The organism is Photobacterium minamisatsumaniensis (assembly GCF_050336695.1).
Lineage (GTDB): Bacteria > Pseudomonadota > Gammaproteobacteria > Enterobacterales > Vibrionaceae > Photobacterium > Photobacterium minamisatsumaniensis.
The window spans coordinates 1-21,480 of record NZ_JAKJSI010000057.1; the positions used below are offsets into that span (position 1 = coordinate 1).

At 45.2% G+C, this 21,480-nt stretch carries 20 protein-coding genes; 11 read left to right on the forward strand and 9 right to left on the reverse strand.

Translation table 11 applies throughout. The features are described from left to right. Positions 1-1,969: 1,969 nt before the first annotated feature. Together L4D78_RS25150 and L4D78_RS25155 are read left to right on the forward strand one after the other, a co-directional pair. Positions 1,970-2,200 carry a DUF2789 domain-containing protein gene (locus L4D78_RS25150; RefSeq protein WP_428469471.1) on the forward strand — a complete coding sequence of 77 codons (231 nt, stop codon included), beginning with the start codon at positions 1,970-1,972 and terminating at the stop codon, positions 2,198-2,200. A 45-nt stretch (positions 2,201-2,245) separates the two neighbouring features. Next, a complete protein-coding gene (locus L4D78_RS25155; RefSeq protein WP_428469472.1) occupies positions 2,246-2,515 on the forward strand; it encodes a hypothetical protein in 270 nt (89 codons plus the stop codon). A 93-nt stretch (positions 2,516-2,608) separates the two neighbouring features. Here the strand turns inward: L4D78_RS25155 and L4D78_RS25160 are convergent, their stop codons facing one another. Beyond that, entirely contained in the window at positions 2,609-3,382 is a 774-nt protein-coding gene (locus L4D78_RS25160) for a Zn-ribbon-containing protein (RefSeq protein WP_428469473.1), read from the reverse strand. 3 nt (positions 3,383-3,385) lie between these two features. Then, positions 3,386-3,952, reverse strand: coding sequence for a SecY-interacting protein (syd, locus tag L4D78_RS25165; RefSeq protein ID WP_428469474.1), 567 nt, complete (start codon positions 3,950-3,952; stop codon positions 3,386-3,388). 63 nt (positions 3,953-4,015) lie between these two features. Here syd and queF point away from each other — a divergent pair, with 63 nt between their 5' ends. The 5 genes from queF (at position 4,016) to xni (ending at position 11,542) form a co-directional block, all read left to right on the forward strand. Then, positions 4,016-4,861 (forward strand): NADPH-dependent 7-cyano-7-deazaguanine reductase QueF, encoded by an 846-nt coding sequence (queF, locus tag L4D78_RS25170; RefSeq protein ID WP_428469475.1) that lies wholly within the window; start codon positions 4,016-4,018, stop codon positions 4,859-4,861. A gap of 104 nt (positions 4,862-4,965) precedes the next feature. After that, positions 4,966-7,245: a tetratricopeptide repeat protein gene (locus L4D78_RS25175; protein WP_428469476.1), complete on the forward strand. Its 2,280-nt coding sequence runs from the start codon at positions 4,966-4,968 to the stop codon at positions 7,243-7,245. Between the two features lie 128 nt (positions 7,246-7,373). Then, positions 7,374-8,936 (forward strand): GGDEF domain-containing protein, encoded by a 1,563-nt coding sequence (locus L4D78_RS25180; protein ID WP_428469477.1) that lies wholly within the window; start codon positions 7,374-7,376, stop codon positions 8,934-8,936. Between the two features lie 349 nt (positions 8,937-9,285). Continuing rightward, complete coding sequence (gene ppnN / locus L4D78_RS25185) at positions 9,286-10,662, forward strand: nucleotide 5'-monophosphate nucleosidase PpnN (RefSeq protein ID WP_428469478.1); 1,377 nt, start codon at positions 9,286-9,288, stop codon at positions 10,660-10,662. A 103-nt stretch (positions 10,663-10,765) separates the two neighbouring features. Then, complete coding sequence (xni, locus tag L4D78_RS25190) at positions 10,766-11,542, forward strand: flap endonuclease Xni (protein ID WP_428469479.1); 777 nt, start codon at positions 10,766-10,768, stop codon at positions 11,540-11,542. Between the two features lie 82 nt (positions 11,543-11,624). Here xni and rlmM read toward each other — a convergent pair whose 3' ends face one another. The 4 genes from rlmM to L4D78_RS25210 are packed head-to-tail and all read right to left on the reverse strand — an operon-like array spanning position 11,625 to position 14,668. Then, the gene (gene rlmM / locus L4D78_RS25195; RefSeq protein WP_428469480.1) at positions 11,625-12,707 is read right to left on the reverse strand and encodes a 23S rRNA (cytidine(2498)-2'-O)-methyltransferase RlmM; all 1,083 of its coding nucleotides are present in this window, start codon (positions 12,705-12,707) and stop codon (positions 11,625-11,627) included. Positions 12,708-12,716: 9 nt separating this feature from the next. Next, entirely contained in the window at positions 12,717-13,037 is a 321-nt protein-coding gene (locus L4D78_RS25200) for a DUF423 domain-containing protein (protein ID WP_428469496.1), read from the reverse strand. A 52-nt stretch (positions 13,038-13,089) separates the two neighbouring features. Then, a complete protein-coding gene (locus tag L4D78_RS25205) occupies positions 13,090-13,767 on the reverse strand; it encodes an alpha/beta family hydrolase (RefSeq protein ID WP_428469481.1) in 678 nt (225 codons plus the stop codon). Next, entirely contained in the window at positions 13,760-14,668 is a 909-nt protein-coding gene (locus L4D78_RS25210; protein WP_428459975.1) for a transcriptional regulator GcvA, read from the reverse strand. The genes L4D78_RS25205 and L4D78_RS25210 overlap by 8 nt, the downstream gene beginning before the upstream one ends. Before the next feature lie 486 nt (positions 14,669-15,154). Here L4D78_RS25210 and L4D78_RS25215 point away from each other — a divergent pair, with 486 nt between their 5' ends. Beyond that, positions 15,155-16,375, forward strand: coding sequence for an aminotransferase class V-fold PLP-dependent enzyme (locus L4D78_RS25215; RefSeq protein ID WP_428469482.1), 1,221 nt, complete (start codon positions 15,155-15,157; stop codon positions 16,373-16,375). 8 nt (positions 16,376-16,383) lie between these two features. Next, a complete protein-coding gene (csdE, locus tag L4D78_RS25220) occupies positions 16,384-16,809 on the forward strand; it encodes a cysteine desulfurase sulfur acceptor subunit CsdE (RefSeq protein WP_428469483.1) in 426 nt (141 codons plus the stop codon). Between the two features lie 98 nt (positions 16,810-16,907). On the opposite strand, the gene tcdA is transcribed toward csdE, so the two are convergent. Both tcdA and mltA read right to left on the reverse strand, forming a co-directional pair. Then, positions 16,908-17,717, reverse strand: a complete 810-nt coding sequence (gene tcdA / locus L4D78_RS25225; protein WP_428469484.1) for a tRNA cyclic N6-threonylcarbamoyladenosine(37) synthase TcdA — start codon at positions 17,715-17,717, stop codon at positions 16,908-16,910. A gap of 109 nt (positions 17,718-17,826) precedes the next feature. Next, positions 17,827-18,915: a murein transglycosylase A gene (mltA, locus tag L4D78_RS25230; RefSeq protein WP_428469485.1), complete on the reverse strand. Its 1,089-nt coding sequence runs from the start codon at positions 18,913-18,915 to the stop codon at positions 17,827-17,829. A gap of 346 nt (positions 18,916-19,261) precedes the next feature. Here mltA and L4D78_RS25235 point away from each other — a divergent pair, with 346 nt between their 5' ends. After that, positions 19,262-19,489, forward strand: a complete 228-nt coding sequence (locus tag L4D78_RS25235) for a hypothetical protein (RefSeq protein ID WP_428459980.1) — start codon at positions 19,262-19,264, stop codon at positions 19,487-19,489. Here L4D78_RS25235 and L4D78_RS25240 read toward each other — a convergent pair. Continuing rightward, on the reverse strand, positions 19,486-19,893 hold the full coding sequence (locus L4D78_RS25240; RefSeq protein WP_428459981.1) for a DUF2850 domain-containing protein: 408 nt from the start codon (positions 19,891-19,893) through the stop codon (positions 19,486-19,488). The two genes, L4D78_RS25235 and L4D78_RS25240, sit on opposite strands and share 4 nt — an antisense overlap. Positions 19,894-20,153: 260 nt before the next feature. Between L4D78_RS25240 and argA the strand changes: the two genes are divergently transcribed. Then, complete coding sequence (gene argA / locus L4D78_RS25245) at positions 20,154-21,479, forward strand: amino-acid N-acetyltransferase (protein ID WP_428459982.1); 1,326 nt, start codon at positions 20,154-20,156, stop codon at positions 21,477-21,479. The last annotated feature ends 1 nt before the right edge of the window (position 21,480 follow it).

Below are 21,480 nucleotides of genomic sequence, written 5' to 3' on the forward strand. Positions count from 1 at the left end.
CATCCTGACCAGTAAACATCCTGCTTACTGTTTTGCCTATCCTAGGCTATCCCTTCACAGTCCATGTTCGATATACCATCCTAGTACACCGGTCTCATCCTAAGACTACCACTCCGTGGCTTTTTCCTGTTCCGTTCCGTCAGTTCCTTCCGACACCAATAAGATTACGCTTTTGACTAAAAGAATGAACCCACTCAAAGCAACTTTATCCGCTGTAATAAAATAGCCACTTAATCAATATTACGACAAGACAATAAAAATCAACAACTTAAATCATAACGAGTGGTTTTATCTGATCGTAGAGCCTGATTTATCCCACGCTGTTGTAAGAGATCTCTCACAAGCAAGAGCGATTAAAGCTGAAACTATGCGGTAAGCGAGTAAGTAGGTAGGCGTAAGGTAAAGGTCGAAATAAATTCAAATACAACGAGGTATGACTAGTGTGTAAGTTTGAGTGGTTCTGGAATAACGCGTTGGAGATAAGGGGGACGAACTGGGTAGTTGAAGCAGAAACAAGTGAGGCCGAAAAAAGAGCGGGCGCAACTTGCGTTGCGCCCTTAGGTCTTACGTGCAGCAATCCCGCTACTATGGTGCTCCCTGCATCATTCCGTTGACTGCTGTAATCCGTCAGCATTGTCCTTTTGACTTCATCCTGAAGTTGTCCTTTGGCCTTCCTGACCCATCAGCACATCCTGTCCTGATTCTCATCATCCGTCCTGGAGGTGTCCCTAACTTCGTCCTGAAGTGGTCCTTTTGTCATCCTGACCAGTAAACATCCTGCTTACTGTTTTTGCCTATCCTAGGCTATCCCTTCACAGTCCATGTTCGATATACCATCCTAGTACACCGGTCTCATCCTAAGACTACCACTCCGTGGCTTTTTCCTGTTCCGTTCCGTCAGTTCCTTCCGACACCAATAAGATTACGCTTTTGGCTAAAAGAATAAACCCACTCAAAGCTATTTTAGCTATTGTCATAAAATAGCCACTTAGTCAGATTCAAGGTAAGTATTTTAAAATCAATAAGATAAAGTTTTTCATGCCATTTTTTATGATAACAAAACCTGATTTATCCCACGTTTTTGTAAGAGATCTCTCACAAGCAGCCGAGATAAAGACTGAAAACCATCCTATAAAAGAGGTAACTAACTAGGCGTAATGACAATACATTCAAGTAGAAGGAGGTAAATATGGTGTGAAAATTTGTACGAATAAAAACAAGAGAACGTTTGAAGTAATACGTTGGGGGTTTGAATCATGGGGACGAGGAAAGGTAAATCAAAATGCTTTTGCTCAAAAAAGAGCGGGCGCAACTTGCGTTGCGCCCTTAGGTCTTACGTGCAGCAATCCCGCTACTATGGTGCTCCCTGCATCATTCCGTTGACTGCTGTAATCCGTCAGCATTGTCCTTTTGACTTCATCCTGAAGTTGTCCTTTGGCCTTCCTGACCCATCAGCACATCCTGTCCTGATTCTCATCATCCATCCTGGAGGTGTCCCTAACTTCGTCCTGAAGTGGTCCTTTTGTCATCCTGACCAGTAAACATCCTGCTTACTGTTTTGCCTATCCTAGGCTATCCCTTCACAGTCCATGTTCGATATACCATCCTAGTACACCGGTCTCATCCTAAGACTACCACTCCGTGGCTTTTTCCTGTTCCGTTCCGTCAGTTCCTTCCGACACCAATAAGATTACGCTTTTTTCTTACGATATGAACCCTATTAAGAGAATACCTCAAGCATCAAATTACTCACCAACAATTCGGACTAGACTTAAACCCAATACAATCAGTAATTTAAGTTAAAACCAGTAGATGTACAGCTATTCAACAACCTTTATATCCCACACATTTGTAAGAGATCTCGCACACAGTAACTAGAGATCACCGGATCACTAACACTCTCCCCTCTCGTTAGGAATATAAATAGACTCTATACTTAGGTCAGTTCTCTTTGACAATGGAGTGAATAATGGAAACTTTTAACCACAACTTAACCAGTTTATTTAGCCAACTCGGACTCAATAATTCCAAGGAGTTTATTGAAAGTTTTCTTGCTGAACATCACCTTACCCAAAATGAACAACTCTCTGATGCCAGTTTTTGGCACCCCTCTCAAAAGCGATTTCTAAAAGAATCTCAAGAGCAAGATGCAGATTGGTGTGAGGTTATCGACCAACTTGACGCTTTACTTCGTAAATAAGTCAGCGACAATAAGCCATCATGTTGCACCGATGAAGGAAGTTCGATGTCGTCAGAAATAACCCAGGCCTTAGAGCAGGCAATCAGCTCACTAACCCAAGAAGGCAAAGAGCCTTCTGTCGCATTAATTAAAGCACGCTTAACCGATCCCCTTCCGATGCCTCTCATCATCAAAGCGCTGCAAGCATGGAAAAAAAACGCGAAAGTGCCCAAAATTGAAAAGTGTGAACCAAAAGAAACGCTAGAGGAAAGAATTACGATACTTGAAAAGCAAGTTACTGAACTGACTGCAAGACTAGTACAGCTTGAAAAGTAGTAATGGCGAGTGAGTGCTACATAGAGCAACAGCTCACTCAAGCTCATTGATGATATAAGCCATTACCCGTTCGTCTTTATAATGGCTTTATTGTTAATCTTTAAAATCCCACGATAAATTACTCACCAGAAGGCATTCATCGCATTTAAAATCAAAGACCTCGTGTAATGGCGCTTTCAAAGCCCAGTCCCCGCCACATACAGGGCAAACACGGGCTTGTTCAGACTCTTTGCTTTCACCACCTACTCGGTAGATATACAAGTAAGTCGGCACCCCACTCACTGTCGTGATTTGACGACAGAGATCCCAACCTCGACGAAACAACAAGCTTTTACTCGAACTGATTTCAAGTAACGTCGGATGCTCAACAACAGACTGGTTCATTTGCAGTTGGTCGCAAGCGCTCCAGTCCTCTTGCCATTTGATCAATGGCTTCTGATCACCATCTACCACTGGAGGCAAGCGATACAGCGGAACAGGTTCAAAATGATCGCCACAACGAATTGGCGAGCAAGTATGCAAATGACTTGTATATAAGATTTGCCAACTAGGTGTTTTACAGGCGTCACTCGGATCGGAATTCATATCCTGACCGATAACTTTTACTTTTGGTCGTAATAGGCCTGATTGGCTGAGTTGATCAAACGAATGTTTAACTTGTGGGCTATGAAAATCAGGATGAAGACTATTCGGCTCTGGGCAAACAACCCTCGCCACAAAGTTCCCACCATCCATCGCGATAGGCAATTCACGGCCGATAACTTGCCCATTGTAACGTAAGCAATCCAAACAGTAGTTAATGGCTTTTTCGACGGCACCGAGCGAAGTATCGCAATAAACCTCAAAATCAAGTTCAGTGATATACATAGATCAGCTTGCCTTTACTACAGGTTTCAGCGCTTGCAAAAAGGTGGTTAGATCCGTCGCCAAAAGCTCGCGAATATCTTTGCCGAGTGTTTCAAGTACAACCTGCCCCGTTAAGTTACAGACAGATATAACTTGGCTTTCTGATGCCATTACACCAATAAACACCGTGGGTTTTAGTTTCAAACGCCGCTGAGTGACTAAGTGGCCTAGAATATTTTCCTGTAAACGCTGCATGTCGTCATCGCTAAATGACTGAAGTAAATCAAACTCAAGAACACGTCCAGCCTCTTCAAAGACAGCACTCATATCGCCGCTATATTGTGCTCCATAGAAGGCAGTAATATCTTCATGAAGACGCAACTCGATGCCTTTTTCAACCCCGGCTAAATCCCCCATAGGGTTTCTTGAAACAGGGCTCCAGGTTACTTCATAGCCATCATCGGCTTTTACACAGGGGGAAACTAAGCCAACCAAATCGTCACTACGTGGAAAACCTTGACCTTTATCACACCATGCTTGCAAAAAAAGGGAAGAAAATTCAGATAAAGCCATTGCAACCGGATGATTCATTCGCAACCTCACAAAAGATTAAGTAAACTTTGCCTATTCTAATCCAAGAGTGTCCAAGACAGTATGAGCAAATATCAAGACGCGAAAGAATTAGCCGGTTTGACCTTAGGTCAGGGTACGGAATACAAAGATCAATACGATGCCTCTCTCCTTCAGTCAGTGCCTCGTAGCCTGAACAGAGACGAGCTAGCATTGGGCGACGCATTGCCATTTACTGGCTATGACATCTGGACACTCTATGAGCTTTCCTGGCTAAACAGCAAAGGCCTACCGCAAGTTGCCATTGGTGAAGTCCGCCTATCGGCAACGAGCCCCAACTTAATTGAATCGAAGTCTTTCAAACTATACCTAAACAGCTTCAACCAAACTAAGTTTGCGAGCTGGCAAGAAATTGCAGATATTCTGCAAAAAGACTTAACACAATGCGCAGGTGAAGATGTTGATGTCACTATTCAACCTCTGTCTGACTTCGATGATCAGCCGATCGCTAACTTCTTCGGTGAGTGTATTGACGATCAAGATATCGAAATCACTGACTATGAGTTTGATGCATCATATCTTGAAGGGGCAGCCTCTGAAGAGACTGTAACCGAGATCCTACACAGCCATCTGCTGAAATCGAACTGCCTGATCACCAACCAGCCTGACTGGGGAAGCGTACGTATTTCTTATACAGGCAAGAAAATTGACCGTGAAAAACTACTACGTTACTTGGTCTCTTTCCGCAATCATAACGAGTTCCATGAACAGTGTGTGGAGCGTATTTTTACCGATATCATGCAGTACTGTAAGCCAGAACTTCTAACTGTTTATGCTCGCTATACTCGCCGTGGTGGCCTCGATATTAACCCTTATCGTACCAATATGGGGAAAACGCCAAGTGATAACTTCCGTTTAGCCCGTCAATAACGTTAAATTAGGCAGGTAAGTCCAGCAAAAGAGAATACTTTGCTGGACTTGATTTGCTAACCCATTAATATTGGTAATACTGTTTTATTGGGTTTTAGAAATGTATGTCTTTTAGCCGTTGGCTGTTCAGCTTGCTATTCATCCTGGTTGCTTCTTTTAGCGTCCAAGCCAAAATTTATACCACTCCAATTTTGGCAGAAGCCAATGAACTTCTGTTAACCAGCCCAACCCAGTCTCTAAAGATAACCCAACGCTATCTTTCTCAACGGAACTTAAGTACCCCCAAAGACGGCGCTAGGGTACATATAAATGAAGATGCCGATCACACCATCCGCACCCCATTAAGTACCGTTAATGCTTTACAAATCAATGCAAAAGCCTATTCATTATTGAATCAACCAGATGAAGCCCTCGCGAGCATAGAAAACGCCGAAAAGTTAGCTCTTGAAAATGACCTCTCATTTACCTACCTCGAAAGCCGCCTGATCCATGCCGAGATCTATTGGGACAACCTCAACAATAATGTCCGAGCACTCACAATGCTAAATCAGGTTGATAAAGATATTGAGAAATCAGAAGCTCTCAAGCTCAGCAATCAAATCAAACGTCTGCAATATCGTTCACTCATGCAACGCGCAAAGATTGAGTCTAACCTTAATAATGAAAGTGATTCTGAGAAGCTTTTTGTTAAAGCCAAGCGCCTGTTAGTGACATTAGATGATAACAATGAGCTCATCAATTATCAGTTAGCCATCGGCCAGCATTATTTATCACATGACCACTTTGATCTTGCATTAGACCGTCTGCTTAGTGGCTATTGGCTCGCCGTTGAGCAAGAAAACCAAGCGCAAACTGCCATTGCAAACTTCAAACTGGCAATGTTATTTGAAGAGCGTAAGGTTTTCGACAAAGCGCTTGAGCATGCAACCCAAGCAGGTGAGTTCTTTGAACATTACGACCGTGCTCAACCTTTAGCTAAAACACTGGAACTCATCGCATCAATTTACGAGCAGCAGGGCCGGTTCAATTTAGCACTTGTGCATTACTTCAATGCTCTCGACCAAGAGAACCAGCTGCGTCTCAATATTCGCTCGGCACGGTTACGATTAAATATCGCACGTGTTTACCTTCAGCTCTATAACTACCCTAAAGCTGAGCAATACCTGCAGCAGGCACGTTTATTAGCGAGCCAAACTGCCAATGAAGATATTCAGACGGAAGCCCAAATTTTAGCTGGGCAACTCGAACGTGTTGAAGGGCGAACAGAGCTGGCGATTACAACCTTACAAGCTGGCTTAATTGCGGCGAGTCGAACAGGCAACCTTAAGCTGCAACTTCAAGGCGAAATGGAGCTATCAAAAGCCTTTGAAGAACAAACTGATTACTATAACGCCTTGCTTAGCCAGCGCCGTTACGAACAACTTTTTAGCACCCAGCAGCAAGCACAGGTAAAAAGTAATGTTGAAGTCTTCAAGCAGCAACAACGTATGCTTGAGCGTTCACTTCAATTAGAAGAGATGGAGCGCCAACAATTTGAAAATGAAAAAGCGCTCTATAAACAGAAAAACGTCACTATCTTTTTAATTTGTTTTTTGCTGATAACGCTTATTGCTTTACTGCGCCGTCACAAAGTCGCCAATCGGCTTCAAGACCGGCTGCTTCGTTTACGTTCAGAGTTCTATACTCACCCTCGCAGTGGGTTGCGTAACTTGAGAATGCTTACAGCCAAACTCCCGAATTCCTTACAGCAGAGCAGTGCACACTTTGAGCAATGGCACTTAGGTGAAATAATCAATGAACCATTGAGCGATAGACTTCGCTTTGCTCTATTTGAAGTGCCCTTTCTTAAACATATCTATTTAAAACACGGCTATCAGCAAGGGCTTGATATTGAACGTCAGTTTGGCGAGTACCTTAAAAATCAAGTCTGTGGTCCAGCACGCTTATACCACTTTTCAGATGCTATGTTCTTATATATAGAACCAAATTCACGCTTAGATACCGCCCCCGAGCAGCTGGCAAGTTCACTGCAGCAGCTTATCGACAGCTTTGTAGAGCACAAATATATTGATAATCGGGTACGTATCGGCATGGCTGAATACCCATTTTTGCCAAGGGCATATACCGCAATTAACGACCATGAGTTATTGGATATTTTGCTAATGGCGACCAATGCTGCGCGAGAGATCAGCAAGCAGGAAGCGGGGAGTCAATGGGTTCACCTCAGTGCGATTGACGCGGCACCAGCGGCAAGTTTCGCCAGCGATAATATCCGTAGGGCCTGTATTCAGGGCATTAGCAATGGGTTAGTTAAAGTACAAAGTTCAACATCAGCAGAGATAGCTTGGAATAGCGATCACGATTCTGATAAAAATATCAGTTGAAGTGATTCAATTATCACCACCCAGTGCCGATAACAATAAATGATGCTACTGATTCTGCTAGCATAAATTCCCTATTATCAAAATTAACGTACACCAGCACCGAAAAATTAAGGTAACTTTTCACCGACGTGACAGACATAACTGCCGTAGCTTCCGAATTGAGTAAAGTGAAGTTGCGATTAGACCAAGCTCAACTTTCTTACCGTGATGCTTCACTGAAATCGCGTCGTGAGATAGTGATCCTGAAACGTCTAATCAGTCGCCTATCGATTGCTTGTCGTGGACTTGATGGTGAGCTGGATGATAAGTTGTCAGCACTGCGAAACGATTTAGAGCAACATAAAGATATCAGCAAACTCATCCCTCGACTTGCTGTGGTTGAACGCCTCGTCACACGCCTAGCTGATTTTGCACAAACAGAAAATCAACACCTTAGCCAACAAATCCAACAAAGTGGTGAAGTACTGCGACGCCTTCAGGGGCTGCCACCACAACTGAAGCGTGATTTACATAATCTCCTCACCCAACCAACAAGCACGTTAGCCTCAACCCACCAACAAGCCATAAAACTCATGGCGTTGTATGAGCGCTCCCTTAAGTTGATTGCATTACCAACCCACGAGTTAAATCACCACTCAAGTAGTGTCGATAATGATCTCCAGCTGCAATTAACGGGTGAACTACAGCACTTGATCACAGAGCTCGATTTTGACGGTGAAGCTGGCGATAAATTACTCGCAGTACGTAACCGCTTGCTGATCGGTGTTACACCATCAACCCTTATTGAACTGGCGTTGGAAGTACTTCGCTTAGTTCTGGATGGTACTCATCAAGAACGTCGTTCATCGCAACGATTCCTTGATGATGTCAACAGCGATCTCGCGACGCTACAAAAAACCACCAGTCAAAGTACCGGACAAAGTAGCGCCATATACGAGCACCGTTGCGACATGACCAATGAGCTCGCTGGGATTGCGAGTTCCATTCGGGGCGGCTTAAAGAACAATAGTAACCTAGAGAACTGGCGCCCAGAGCTCACAAACCTCACCAAAGAATTATTAGTACTCACAGAGCGGAACAGGGCATTAGAAAAACGGGAAAAAACACTGCTAGAACAGCTGCATTACAATGAAGGTAAGATCCATTCACTGTTCGAACAAACGCAAGATTACCGCCAACGCCTTAACGATCAAGAATCCCGGATGTTCTTAGATAACCTCACAAGGGTTTATAATCATGCCGCGCTCAACGATCGCCTTGAACATGAGTATCGCCGCTGGCTTCGCTACCAGCACTCTGTCTGTGTCGTTATGATTGATATTGATGATTTCTCTGGCATCAATGAACGCTTCGGCTACTTAGCAGGTGATAAAATACTCAGGATCATTGCTAAGACTATTCGCCAGCAACTTGAAGATACCGATTTTATCGCCCGTTTTTCTGACGATGAATTCGTGGTTATTTTGCCGGACGTTAATGAACAAGAACGAATTAAACGACTGAAAAAAGTACAAGATTCCATCACGAAACTGCCTTTCCGATTTAAAGAGCAAAATATCTCGATCAGCGTCTCGATAGGAGCAACTTTATTTGAAGGCAACGATACCCCTTCCGATATCATCGAACGTACCACGAAAACCTTAAACACGGCCCGTAGTACCGGGAATAACCGTTTATTATGGATATCCTAATCGCCGACCCCGCGTAATCCAGCTCGATTTCTGGCAAAAAACAAAATCCCTGTGTATGGTGTAATTATATCAGTTACTTAATGAGGCTCCTCATCCAGTACTTTGGATTAATACCAAACTGGATAAGTAAATGATCATAGATTGCACAGGATAAATCGGTAAGTACAAGACAGACGTTGTGGTGGTTAGTGATTCTACCTATAGCATTTCTAACGCAGCTATTATCGATTTTAGCCAGCAAGAAGGAACTGAATATACCTTCTGCTTTCTTTCGGCAGTATTCACCCTTTCTATCTACAATGAATAAACTCGTGACTACCGCCGCCTTATCATGACCAGGGAGGTAACCATGATCACACATATCAGCCCTGTAGGTACAATGGACCTACTCTCTCAGCACGAGGTTGACTTACTTAAAGCAACGGCCTCCAGTGATATTTATCGCCTATACCGCAACTGCTCACTCGCGGTACTTAATTCAGGTAGCCATAGCGATAACTCCAAAGAGCTATTGGAGAAAAATAAAAGCTTTGATGTGAACGTCATGCGTAGAGAGCGTGGCATAAAATTAGAACTCATGAACCCACCCGATCATGCTTTTGTTGATGGGCGTATTATTCGTGGTATTCAAGAACATATGTTCTCGGTGCTGCGCGATATCGTGTACGTCAACATGCATGTCGAACAACGTAAAGACATCAACCTCACCAGTGCACCGCATATTACCAATTTCGTTTTCAGCGTATTGCGCAATGCAAAAACAGTTCGCTCGGGCGAAGACCCAAACCTTGTCGTATGCTGGGGAGGTCACTCAATCAATCCCATCGAGTATCAGTACACCCGCGAGGTTGGCCATGAACTTGGCCTACGTGAACTCAATATCTGCACAGGCTGTGGCCCTGGTGCGATGGAGGGGCCAATGAAAGGTGCCGCCATCGGCCATGCCAAGCAACGTTACCAGACCAGTCGTTTTGTCGGCCTGACTGAGCCGTCGATCATTGCCGCTGAGCCGCCTAACCCTATCGTTAACGAACTGGTGATCATGCCTGACATTGAAAAGCGCCTAGAAGCCTTTGTGCGCGTCGGTCACGGTATTGTTATCTTCCCTGGCGGAGCAGGTACTGCTGAAGAGCTACTGTATATTCTGGGGATCTTGATGGACCCAGAAAATGCCGCCCAACCACTCCCTCTGGTGCTGACGGGCCCGAAAGAAAGTGAGGACTATTTCCGCACTTTAGACAGCTTTATCCGAGATACCCTGGGTGAAGCGGCCACCAAGCACTATAAAATTATCATCGACGATCCAGCCAGTGTTGCTCGCGTCATGAAATCAGCTATGCCGCTCATCAAGGAATATAGGCTCGCAACGGGTGATGCCTACAGCTATAACTGGTCGTTAAAAATCCCACCGGAATTCCAGCTTCCCTTCGAGCCAACCCATGAATCAATGGCTAGCCTTGACTTGCATATGAATCAACGCCCAGAGCACCTCGCCGCCCATCTTCGCCGCGCCTTTTCGGGGATTGTTGCTGGTAATGTCAAAGAAGAAGGCATCCGAGAAATCGAACGCAAAGGACGATTCAAGATCAATGGCGATGCCGTACTGATGAAACGTATGGATAAGCTGCTAAAACAATTTGTTGAACAACAAAGAATGAAGCTTCCCGGATCGAAATACGAACCCTGCTACGAAATTGTCACTGCCGCGAGCCCTATTGCTAAATAGCATTACAGGGAATATCGACACCAGTGGTTACACTTCGCCATAACTACGCGTAGAATAAAGGGCCTTTGGCCCTTTTTATTCTTACAGCAAAGCGGTTTACGCCATGTCGTCTATCCATCTCGTTATTATTGATGCCCTAAATCTCATTCGCCGAGTACACGCAGCCCCACAAGGGGAGCCCGATGTACAAAATACAGCTAGAGTCTGCTGCCAAGCGTTAGGGAAAATCATTAAAAGCAGTCAGCCGACACACATCGTCGCGGTATTCGACCATCACGGTGACGATAGAGGTTGGCGAGCAGAGCTATTACCTCACTATAAAGAAGGGCGTAAACCCATGCCTGAAGAATTGCTTGCCGGTATGGATAAAATTCAAGATGCCTTCATGGAAATGGGGATCGACTCGCTTTTATCGGATGGTGATGAAGCCGATGATTTAGTCGCAACACTTGCGCTTAAGGTTGCCTCTCATGGCCAGCAAGCAACGATTATTTCCACCGATAAAGGCTATTGCCAGCTATTACAACCTACCTTGATGATCCGCGACTACTTCCAGCAACGCTGGCTAGATAGCCCATTTATCGAAAAAGAGTTTGGTGTAAAACCGGAACAGCTCGCCGATTACTGGGGGTTAGCTGGAATAAGCTCAAGTAAAATTCCGGGCATTCCGGGTATCGGCCCAAAAGCCGCCGTTGAACTGTTATCGACCTACCCTAACCTTGAAGCGATCCTTGATGCCGATGACTTGCCTAAAAAGTGGCAAAAGAAGATTTCAGAAAATAAAGATCTGGCTATCGCCAGTAAGCAAGTTGCCTCATTAAAAACCGACTTACAGCTCGGCTTTAACTTACAAGATATTCGCTACCAGAGCGCCGATTAATTAGATAACTCAATTTAGGCAGCAGCAAAAACAAAAAACGCCATCATTCGATGGCGTTTTCACTATTCACTACACACTTCGATTAGTGCGCCGAACGGTTATCCAAGCGCTGGATATGTACCGTGATTTCTTCACGGTCATGGTACAGGTGCTTAGCCTGAAGTTTGAACTTCACACCATTCTTCGTCATGTACTCTTTCAGGTTTTCAATATCCTGCAGTACTTCATCATAACGACCTTTCATTGGCAGCTTGAGGTTGAATATCGCCTCTTTTGCCCACGCTTTGATCATCCAGTCGCCCATTAAGTGCGCCACGCGAGCTGGTTTTTCAATCATGTCACACACAATCCATGTCACATTCTTACGTGCTGGCTCAAATTTAAAACCATCAACTTCATGGTGCTTCACCTGACCAGTATCCATCAGGCTCTGTGCCATCTGGCCGTTATCAATCGAATGCACAAACATCGAACGCTTCACCAGCTGATAGGTCCACCCCCCCGGGCACGCACCTAAATCAACACCCCACATACCCGAAGCAAGGCGCTCATCCCACTCATCACGAGGAATAAAGACATGGAACGCTTCTTCTAATTTTAGCGTTGAGCGACTTGGCGCATCCGATGGGAATTTCAAGCGTGGGATGCCCATGAAGAACTGGGAGTTATTGTTCGACAACGAATAACCTACATAACAACAGCCTGGTGCGATAAAACAAATGTGAAGCACAGGCTTCCATCCATTATCTTTCGCATACAAAATATCTTTTTTACGCATTGCTTGGCGAAGCGGCACCGTAAATTTACGGCAGAACTTCAAGAGTTCTTTTGCATCATTTGTATCAGGGGTCTCGATACGTAACTCGCCACAACGAGGAAAATCTTTAACGACCTCAAGGATCGGTGAAATACGATCTTCTTGCGGTAAATCTGTCAGAAGTGCGGATGCCGCAAACATCTGACGAGCAAAGATTAGCAAAGAGAATGGCTGTAGTTTAATGAATTTTTCTGCATCACCTGCCTGATAAAATTCAAATACCACATAACCGGTATTGCTTTTCACCCGAGGGAACCCATACAACTCCAGTTTATTTGCTTTGTCTTGAACTTCACCGGCACATTCTTTTTCAAAGCCTGGACGACAGTACAATATAACGTGATTCACTTTGAACCCTCAAGCTGAACGCCAGGCAGCCACTGCAAGCACTACCCAGCCAATAATAAAACAGACGCCTCCCATCGGAGTGATGGGACCTAACCACTTAATGCCTGTTAGGGCTAACGCGTAAAGGCTACCACTAAAGAGCACAATACCCGCCGCAAATAACAGGGCTGCGTATAATACAGCTTTTGACGGCAGAATGCGTGCCAATATTGCGCACCCGAAAATCGCCAAACTATGCCACGCCTGATATTGCACGCCAGTTTGAAAAACCTCGAGTAAGTAAGGTGGCAATTGCGATTTTAGCCCATGAGCCGCAAAGGCACCGAGCATAACCGTCACAGCGCCACTCAATGCGGCAAAAACTAACAACCCTCGTGATCCATTATTGTGCACCGACACACTCCTTGATAAACGCAGCAAGCTGTTGAATCGCTAATTGAATATTACCAACCTCGGTATGTCCCGATGCCTTACGCGGCTTGAAGCCATGATCGCCATCAGGCAAAAAAGCCGTCGTGACACTATCGGCATACTGCCACGCTTCAACTTCTGCTCGGGTACCAAACGTATCACGTTCGCCTTGCAAGATCAGGGTTGGCACAGGCATTGTCTTCAAATGCTCGCCACGAAAATTCTCTGGTTTGCCTGGCGGATGAAATGGGAAACCAAGACATGCAACGCCGCGTACCACCGAGGCGCAGTTTTCAACCTCTGGAAACTCATTCGCGAAATCAGTCACCATCACGCTTGCCATACGTCCACCCATCGACTTTCCACCAATAACCAATTTCTCGTGGGAAAAAGCCTGAATATGGCGCTGGAAATCCAATAGCAATTTAGGTTGTCTATCCGGTGGACGTTTTTTACCATCTTCCCGACGCTTGATCATATAAGGAAAATCAAATCGAATAACTCGAATTCCCTCTTGCGCAAGCCCTTGCGCGACCGTCGTCATGAAAGCATGATCCATCCCTGCTCCCGCACCATGAGCAAACAAAAAAGTCGCTATAGCCTCATCGCCGCTGGGACCATCAATTAGATACTCTGGAAAATCAGACATCTGGCATATCCTCTTGCTCACGCGCCGCTTTAGCTAACACCCAGTCACGGAAAGCTTGGATACGGCCAGCTTCTGCCTGCTTTTCCTGACAAACAAGGAAAAATGCGTTTTTGCTCATTAATACTTCATCAAATGGACAGACTAAACGCCCAGCTTCTAGCTCTGGTTGAGCCAACACATTGTTGCCCAGCGCAATACCCTGCCCATGAACAGCGGCCTGTAGAACCATGGTTGAGTGACTAAAAATCGGCCCTTGATTGACGTTTGTGCCTTCTATCTCATGATGGCGCACGTAATTTTTCCACTCTTTCCTCGATGTATCATGCAGCAAGGTATGTAGCTTTAAGTCGTCGAGAGAACGTAATGGCTTTGGCCCACTCAGTAACATCGGGGAACATACCGGCAGTAAGAACTCCTGATAAAGCTTGTCAGCACGTAACCCCGGCCAATTACCACGGCCATAATAAATCGCCACATCAACATCTTCGGTCAATGAACCTTCATCTAAATCAACAGCCTTTATTCGGACGTCAATATCAGGATGCTGTTCATTAAAATCACTCAACCGAGGCACTAGCCATTGGATAGCAAAACTAGGAGGTAAACTAATGGTTAAAGCACCTTTAGCCCCTCGCTCTAAGACTTTATCTGTGGCATCTGATATTGCAGAAAAGATATCTTTTATATCGAGAAAGTAACTTTGCCCCTCTTCAGTCAGTAGCAAAGAACGGTTACGACGGCGGAATAATTTAAGCCCTAAAAATTCCTCTAACGCTTTAATTTGGTGGCTCACAGCAGCTTGTGTGACAAATAACTCTTCCGCAGCACGAGTAAAACTCAAGTGCCTCGCGGCAGCTTCAAATACTTTTAGCGAGTTAAGTGGAGGTAGACGTCTTGACATACTTTTCCTGCATTAGTTTTTTTTATGGTAAACATTATAAATTGTCCATTGTTCAAGTGCTACATAAACCATATGATTTGCCCCGTAACGTTGAGGGAGGTTGGCATTCGCCCTCTGGCATTTTCGCCTTGCTCATCGTTACGATGTTGTGTTTGCATATTGTCCGGGTTGTGCCGGATAGGTAGTTTTTCTACCAATTTTTTACTTCCTGTATTTTGACCTGTCTGTCAAATTTTTAGTTAGCACTGCGCTTTGGCGCAGTGCTTTTTTTTTGCCTAACTAAAAAGGCAGCTTATCACCCAGCCTCAGTACCATTAACAGTAGCCTCATCTATTCTCTTCAACACAACAAAGCTGGCTATTTTCACCCTAAATATTCACCAATAAGTCACTTGGTATAGAATGAAAGCATATCGGGAGAAAAGCTTGCCCTCGGGGGAATTTCACCGCATGATCTCCCACCTTGTCTATTTGCAATGTGACCACCATGACAGCCCAATTTGATATTTCCTCCCTCCGACAACAGTTTCCGGCTCTCGCTCAAGACTGTAATGGACAACCGCTGGTTTACCTCGACAGCGCAGCGACTACGCAAAAGCCCGATGTGGTTATCAAGGCTATCCAACAATATTACAGTGGTCACAATGCAAATGTTCACCGCGGTAGCCATACCTTAACGGCAACAGCGACTGCGCAATTTGAACAAGCACGCTCAACCGTCCAACGCTTCATTAATGCTGCCAGCAGCAAAGAAATCATCTGGACACGCGGGGCAACTGAAGCACTCAACCTAATAGCACAGACTTATGCCCGTAATAACCTCAAAGCAGGGGATGAGATCCTCGTCAGTGAACTAGAACACCACGCCAATATCGTGCCTTGGCAAATCGTTGCGGAGCAAACAGGCGCCAAAGTCATAAAGATTCCAATGCAGCAAGATTGCACCCTTGATATGGACGCGTTTCATGAACGTCTGGGCCAGCAAACTAAAATTGTCGCTATTGCCCATATTACGAATGTCACCGGTACTCGTAACCCGATTGAAGAAATGATCCAAGCAGCGCACAAGGTTGGGGCTGTAACCGTCATTGATGGGGCACAAGCGGTCGCGCATGAACACGTCGATGTTCAGGCGCTTGGTGCCGATTTCTATGTTTTCTCAGGACACAAAATTTTTGCTCCTGCTGGCATTGGTGTCCTTTACGGCAAACAGCAACTGCTTGAAGCCATGCCACCATGGCACGGCGGCGGTAAGATGGTCGAAAAAGTCAGCTTTGAAGGCACAACTTTCTCTGAGTTACCCGGCAAATTTGAAGCGGGTACACCCAATGTCGCCGGCAGTTTGGCTTTTGCTTGTGCAATAGATTGGCTACAGTCATTGGACCGTGCGGCTTCTGAGCAACACATTTTAGCATTGCGCGCTCAAGCGATAGATGGGATCCGCGACATTGAGGATCTGCGTATCATCGGCTTACAGCCCCATGCTAGCCTGTTTTCTTTTGTTGTTGACGGTGTACACCACCAAGATATTGCCACCCTGCTTGATCAGCAAGGCATTGCATTACGTGCTGGTCACCATTGTGCTCACCCGATGATGGACGCATTAAATGTCAGTGGTACATTACGTGTGTCACTGGCCATGTATAATACCAAGCAAGATGTTGAACGCTTTATCGCAGCGCTTCATAAAGCTTGTAGCCTGCTCTAGGAGACCTAATGACGTTACCTGCTCACCCTTTTGGTACAGAAATCACCACCGAGACTATCCTTGCTCAAATGGCAGCCGCCAAAGGCTGGGAAGATCGCTACCGTACCGTGATCCAATTAGGGAAAAAGCTGCCGGCGCTGCCTGATACGCTCAAACAAGAGCAACTAAAGGTCAGTGGTTGTGAAAGTCAGGTGTGGCTTGCCCACCAGCAAGACTGTGGGGTTTTCCATTTTGCGGCTGACTCCGACGCCCGTATTGTACGTGGCTTGATCACCTTAGTGCTCGCCGCTTATGAAGGAAAAACAGCCAAAGAAATCAGCCAGTTTGATATAGATGGTTATTTTGATGGCCTTGGCCTAATGGCACACCTTAGCCCTTCACGCGGCAACGGCTTAAAAGCCATTGTTGAGCAGATCAAAGCTCTGGCTGCCTAGCCGTGTTTTAGTGCTGTAGCGACAGTACCGCCCAATAAAAAAGCGAGAGCCATTGGCTCTCGCTTTTTTGAATCTTCATATCAGCTATCAGCTATCAGCTAAGCACGATATTTTTCAATCAGCTTTTGCAAAATACGCGATACCGCAACAAACCCGAATGTGGCTGTCACCATGGTTGCCGCACCAAAACCACTGGCACAATCCATTCGCTTAGGACCTTCCGCCGAGGCTTTCATATTACACACTGAGCCATCAGCCTGTGGGTATTTAAGCTGCTCGGTTGAGTACACGCAATCAATGCCGAACTTACGCTTTGGGTTTTTCGGGAAGTTATGATGGCGGCGTAAAGTATCACGCAGTTTTTTTGCCAATGGGTCTTGGATAGTCTTGGTCAAATCTGTAATTTGAATCTGTGTTGGATCAACTTGACCACCAGCACCACCAGTCGTGATCACTTTGAGTTTATTGCTTTTACAATAAGCCAGCAGCGCAGCCTTTGGCTTCATACTGTCTATTGCATCAAGGATATAATCGTAACGGCGATCGATATATTCAGGGATATTCTCGGGAGTAATGAAATCGTCAATCAGGTTAACCTTGCACTCTGGGTTAATCAGCTTGATCCGCTCGGCCATTACTTCGATCTTACTTTGGCCAACAGTGCCCGTCATGGCATGGATCTGGCGGTTGATGTTGGTCACGCACACGTCATCCATATCGATCAACGTCAATTCACCAACACCTGAACGTGCTAACGCTTCCGCCGCCCACGAACCGACACCACCAATGCCAATCACGCAAACATGCGCTGCACGTAAAATCTCAACTTCGCTATTACCATATAGGCGGCGAGTGCCACCAAAACGTTGGTTATAATTGTCTGATGCTGGGGTATCTAATTCTTGCATGGCCTATCCGCGCTGTATTTCACACATTCATAAAGAAAGAGTGCGATTTATACGCACTCTTTAGGGAATTGTCCAGAGACGCAACAGCCTCTTTACTTAACGAGACAAGTTAAGGCACGAGCGAGGGTTGTTCCGCCTCTGAGCCTTGTAGCCCCAGCTTCCAAACTCGCCCAAAGTGCTTGTAATGCCCAGCATCAATACCAGCTTGCGCGCCCATACCATGGTACAAATCAAGATGGTTCTTCTTCACTGCACCGCCAGTATCTAATGCCAGCAATAATTTAAGTATATGCTGTCCATTCCAATTTCCTTCAGCATCAAGCTGTGGCACTTCAGCTAAAATTACACTGCCCATCGGTAAATATTCACGATCCGCGGCGACAGCAGCATGCGCCTGCAGTGGGATCCCTGCCGTTCCGATCACATCAAGCTCAGCCTTTGGTTTGAAGAATACAAAAGATGGATTTTGCTCTAGCAACTCCTTCACTGTTGCTTCATCTTGTTGTTGTACCCAGTCATCAATGGCCTTTAAAGACATTTTTTCACGTGGTACTTCGCCACGCTCAATCAACACTCGACCAATACTCACATAACGGTGACCGTTTTTGCCATTGTAGGCAAAATATTCAAGCTCATCGTTATCTTCATAATGTACAAAACCGCTGCCCTGCACTTCCATCATGAAAATATCGAGCATCGAAGCACTGTAGCCAAGCTCTAAGCCTTGGCCATCCAATGCGCCATCATAAATTTCAGCACGGGTTGGACAGCGTTCATCACACTCTGGCATCCCATACACTGGGTAACGGTAAGTGTCATTTGGCTCATGTCGTAATTCAATTACTGGTGAGAAATAACCAGTAAACATCACGTTACCTTGCCCATCGCCGCCGCCCATCTGAACAACCTGAATACCATAGTTACCAAGTTGAGCTGGATCGCCACTGTGTTCAGCCCAGCTTTCAATTTGCTGATACAACGGTTGATAGGTCGTCGCCATCGACGGCGAGCGTTCAATCACTTTTTCCATCTGCTGACTAAACTGGCTGTAATCTTGAGGCTTATCAGAGTTCAATGTCGGTACGGGGTTCAAAACCTGATCAAAGTTACCATCAAGGTATTGCTGACCACGGTCTGTAGGTTTAGCACATCCAGCCAAACCCATAATTAAAATAGCTATCGTCGCTTTACGAAACACAGTTAAACCTATGAATAACAGATCAAAAAAGGACCTATAAAGGGATTAGCTACCAGTGTAACCAACTGCATAGCAGAACACTAACCCCAATAAAGAATTTAGATAAATACGAAGTAATAACAACGCCCGTTTATTCTGGCAAAAAGAAATAGGAACAATGTCAGCAAAAGGTTGTTTATGTGAATTAACCTCATCGGCCAAACTTTACAACCGTGACTAATTCAACCGCCACACAAATGCGCACCCGGTGTCATATTAATGTCATGCAAATGTCGTATAATTGTCATGTTTATTCAGCATCTGAAAATCGCTGCAATATACTCAATTAGCATACAAGGAGTTATTAATGACAATACCACTGAAGGTAGGAAAAGAGACATTGTTAAACATTAATTCCATTGAGTACCAATGGATAAGAAGCCTTGCCAGCGAAGGGAATTCTGTCAGTCAAATCAATACCGTTATTCAACGCTGTTTAGGTGGTAGCTCCGCCACTGCCGATATGTTGCGTCAAGTAGCCTTGAAGCAACAGCCAATCAATCAACTACTACGTAGCTTGCGGACCCTTGCCTAGTTTTCACTTTTAGATCGTAAATCCAATTTTTGGCGAGAGAAAGACGAGATGTAGTGAGCCGGTTGTTGACGAACCAACCGGTTAGCATGGAATAAATAAGAGTAATTATCATCACCGGCACGATATTCAAGCCTATTGCCATCCCATTTAAATTGCGTCGTCACTTGGCGCCCCCCAACAAAAACACCTGCTGGACTAAGCTCAAATTTATCAGCAACATATGGTGCTACATCTTGTTCAGTCCAAACGCCGTAAATATCCGGTACGGATGTCGATTCAAACAACGGAATATCAAACTTACCTGCAGCCCACATGCTAAACGCCATCACAATGCTCATGACACCAACAATGATAGCGCTAGGGGGAATAAATGCTTTTTGACGGTATTTTTTAGGCTTAGTCATGATTACAAAATACGATAGATTGCAATGCTGAATATACCGTAAAAAAAAACACTTAAAGAGCGAAAGAATAACTAATCCTTAATAACGGGATCTTCTATCCAAAAATATCGAATTCCATGTTGCCGCTATCATTAAGGTCAAGTCCAAGAATGCTATGAAGAGTGAATATTTATTGACTTATCCAACATAATAATAAATAACATAACTTAAATATCGCCAACACCAAGTCAGCTAGCATCAGTACAAGGACGCAAAAAACAGTGAAGTTTAGAAGTACCGCCTTGGTAAAAGAGTTTCGTCAATCGGCTCCCTATCTTAACGCCCATATTGGCAAAACCATTGTCATCATGCTCGGTGGAGAAGCGATTGCGCATAACAACTTTTCGCATATCGTCAATGATATCGCCCTGCTGAATAGCTTAGGGCTACGAATTGTCGTCGTTTACGGCGCAAGGCCACAAATATCAGCTCTTACCGAGCAAGCTAATTATCAAACGCCTTACCACAAAGGTATACGCGTGACTGATGAACGTGCACTGGAACTCGCAAAGCAAGCTGCAGGTCAGCTACAGCTCGATATTACCGCACGATTTTCCATGGGACTGAACAACACTCCCATGGCTGGTGCCCAAATCAATGTCGTTAGTGGGAACTTCATCATTGCTCAGCCATTAGGTATCGACGATGGTGTGGATTATGTACACAGTGGCCGGATCCGTCGTATTGATATTGATGGCATCCACCGCCAGCTTGATCAGCAAGCGATTGTACTATTAGGCCCTATCGCCAGCTCAGTCACAGGCGAGTGTTTCAACCTTACCTCTGAAGAAGTCGCAACCCAATTAGCTATCAAGCTTAAAGCAGATAAGCTCATCGGCTTTTGCTCCGAACAAGGGGTGCTACGTGACGACAATAGCGTTTGGTCTGAAATGCTTCCCACCGAGGCCGAACATACCCTAAAACAACTCGTTGCTCGTCAAAGTGATGATAGTGGCACAGGACGATTCTTACGTGGTGCAATCACTGCTTGCCGAGCTGGCGTGCCGCGTAGCCATTTGATCAGCTACAAAGAAGATGGGGCATTAATTCAAGAACTCTTTTCCTTTGACGGTATTGGTACTCAAATCGTGATGGAGAGTGCCGAACAAGTACGACGAGCAACCATCGATGACATTGGTGGGATTTTAGAGCTGATACAACCATTAGAGGATGATGGGATCTTGGTTCGCCGCTCTCGCGAGCAGTTAGAACAGGAGATCAAACAATTTACGGTGGTCGACCGTGATGGACTGATCATCGGCTGTGCCGCCCTCTATCCTTTTCCTGAAGAAAAAATGGCCGAGATGGCCTGCGTGGCAGTTCACCCCGATTATCGAGATGGTGATCGTGGCGCATTATTACTGAACCAACTTAGAATCCAGTCAAAAAATATGGGGCTGAGCCACTTATTTGTACTAACCACTCGCAGCCTGCACTGGTTCAGAGAGCAAGGGTTTAGTGAATCTCAAGTCGAGAAACTCCCCGTCACCAAAAAAGCGCTGTATAACTTCCAACGTAAATCGAAGATTTTAATCTTGGACTTGTAAC

Coding starts and splice junctions, on each gene's coding strand:
- L4D78_RS25150 (WP_428469471.1), top strand. CDS start 1,970: ATGGAAACTTTTAACCACAACTTAACCAGTTTATTTAGCCAACTCGGA.
- L4D78_RS25155 (WP_428469472.1), top strand. CDS start 2,246: ATGTCGTCAGAAATAACCCAGGCCTTAGAGCAGGCAATCAGCTCACTA.
- L4D78_RS25160 (WP_428469473.1), bottom strand. CDS start 3,382: ATGTATATCACTGAACTTGATTTTGAGGTTTATTGCGATACTTCGCTC.
- syd (WP_428469474.1), bottom strand. CDS start 3,952: ATGAATCATCCGGTTGCAATGGCTTTATCTGAATTTTCTTCCCTTTTT.
- queF (WP_428469475.1), top strand. CDS start 4,016: ATGAGCAAATATCAAGACGCGAAAGAATTAGCCGGTTTGACCTTAGGT.
- L4D78_RS25175 (WP_428469476.1), top strand. CDS start 4,966: ATGTCTTTTAGCCGTTGGCTGTTCAGCTTGCTATTCATCCTGGTTGCT.
- ppnN (WP_428469478.1), top strand. CDS start 9,286: ATGATCACACATATCAGCCCTGTAGGTACAATGGACCTACTCTCTCAG.
- xni (WP_428469479.1), top strand. CDS start 10,766: ATGTCGTCTATCCATCTCGTTATTATTGATGCCCTAAATCTCATTCGC.
- L4D78_RS25200 (WP_428469496.1), bottom strand. CDS start 13,037: ATGCTCGGTGCCTTTGCGGCTCATGGGCTAAAATCGCAATTGCCACCT.
- L4D78_RS25205 (WP_428469481.1), bottom strand. CDS start 13,767: ATGTCTGATTTTCCAGAGTATCTAATTGATGGTCCCAGCGGCGATGAG.
- L4D78_RS25210 (WP_428459975.1), bottom strand. CDS start 14,668: ATGTCAAGACGTCTACCTCCACTTAACTCGCTAAAAGTATTTGAAGCT.
- L4D78_RS25215 (WP_428469482.1), top strand. CDS start 15,155: ATGACAGCCCAATTTGATATTTCCTCCCTCCGACAACAGTTTCCGGCT.
- csdE (WP_428469483.1), top strand. CDS start 16,384: ATGACGTTACCTGCTCACCCTTTTGGTACAGAAATCACCACCGAGACT.
- tcdA (WP_428469484.1), bottom strand. CDS start 17,717: ATGCAAGAATTAGATACCCCAGCATCAGACAATTATAACCAACGTTTT.
- L4D78_RS25235 (WP_428459980.1), top strand. CDS start 19,262: ATGACAATACCACTGAAGGTAGGAAAAGAGACATTGTTAAACATTAAT.
- L4D78_RS25240 (WP_428459981.1), bottom strand. CDS start 19,893: ATGACTAAGCCTAAAAAATACCGTCAAAAAGCATTTATTCCCCCTAGC.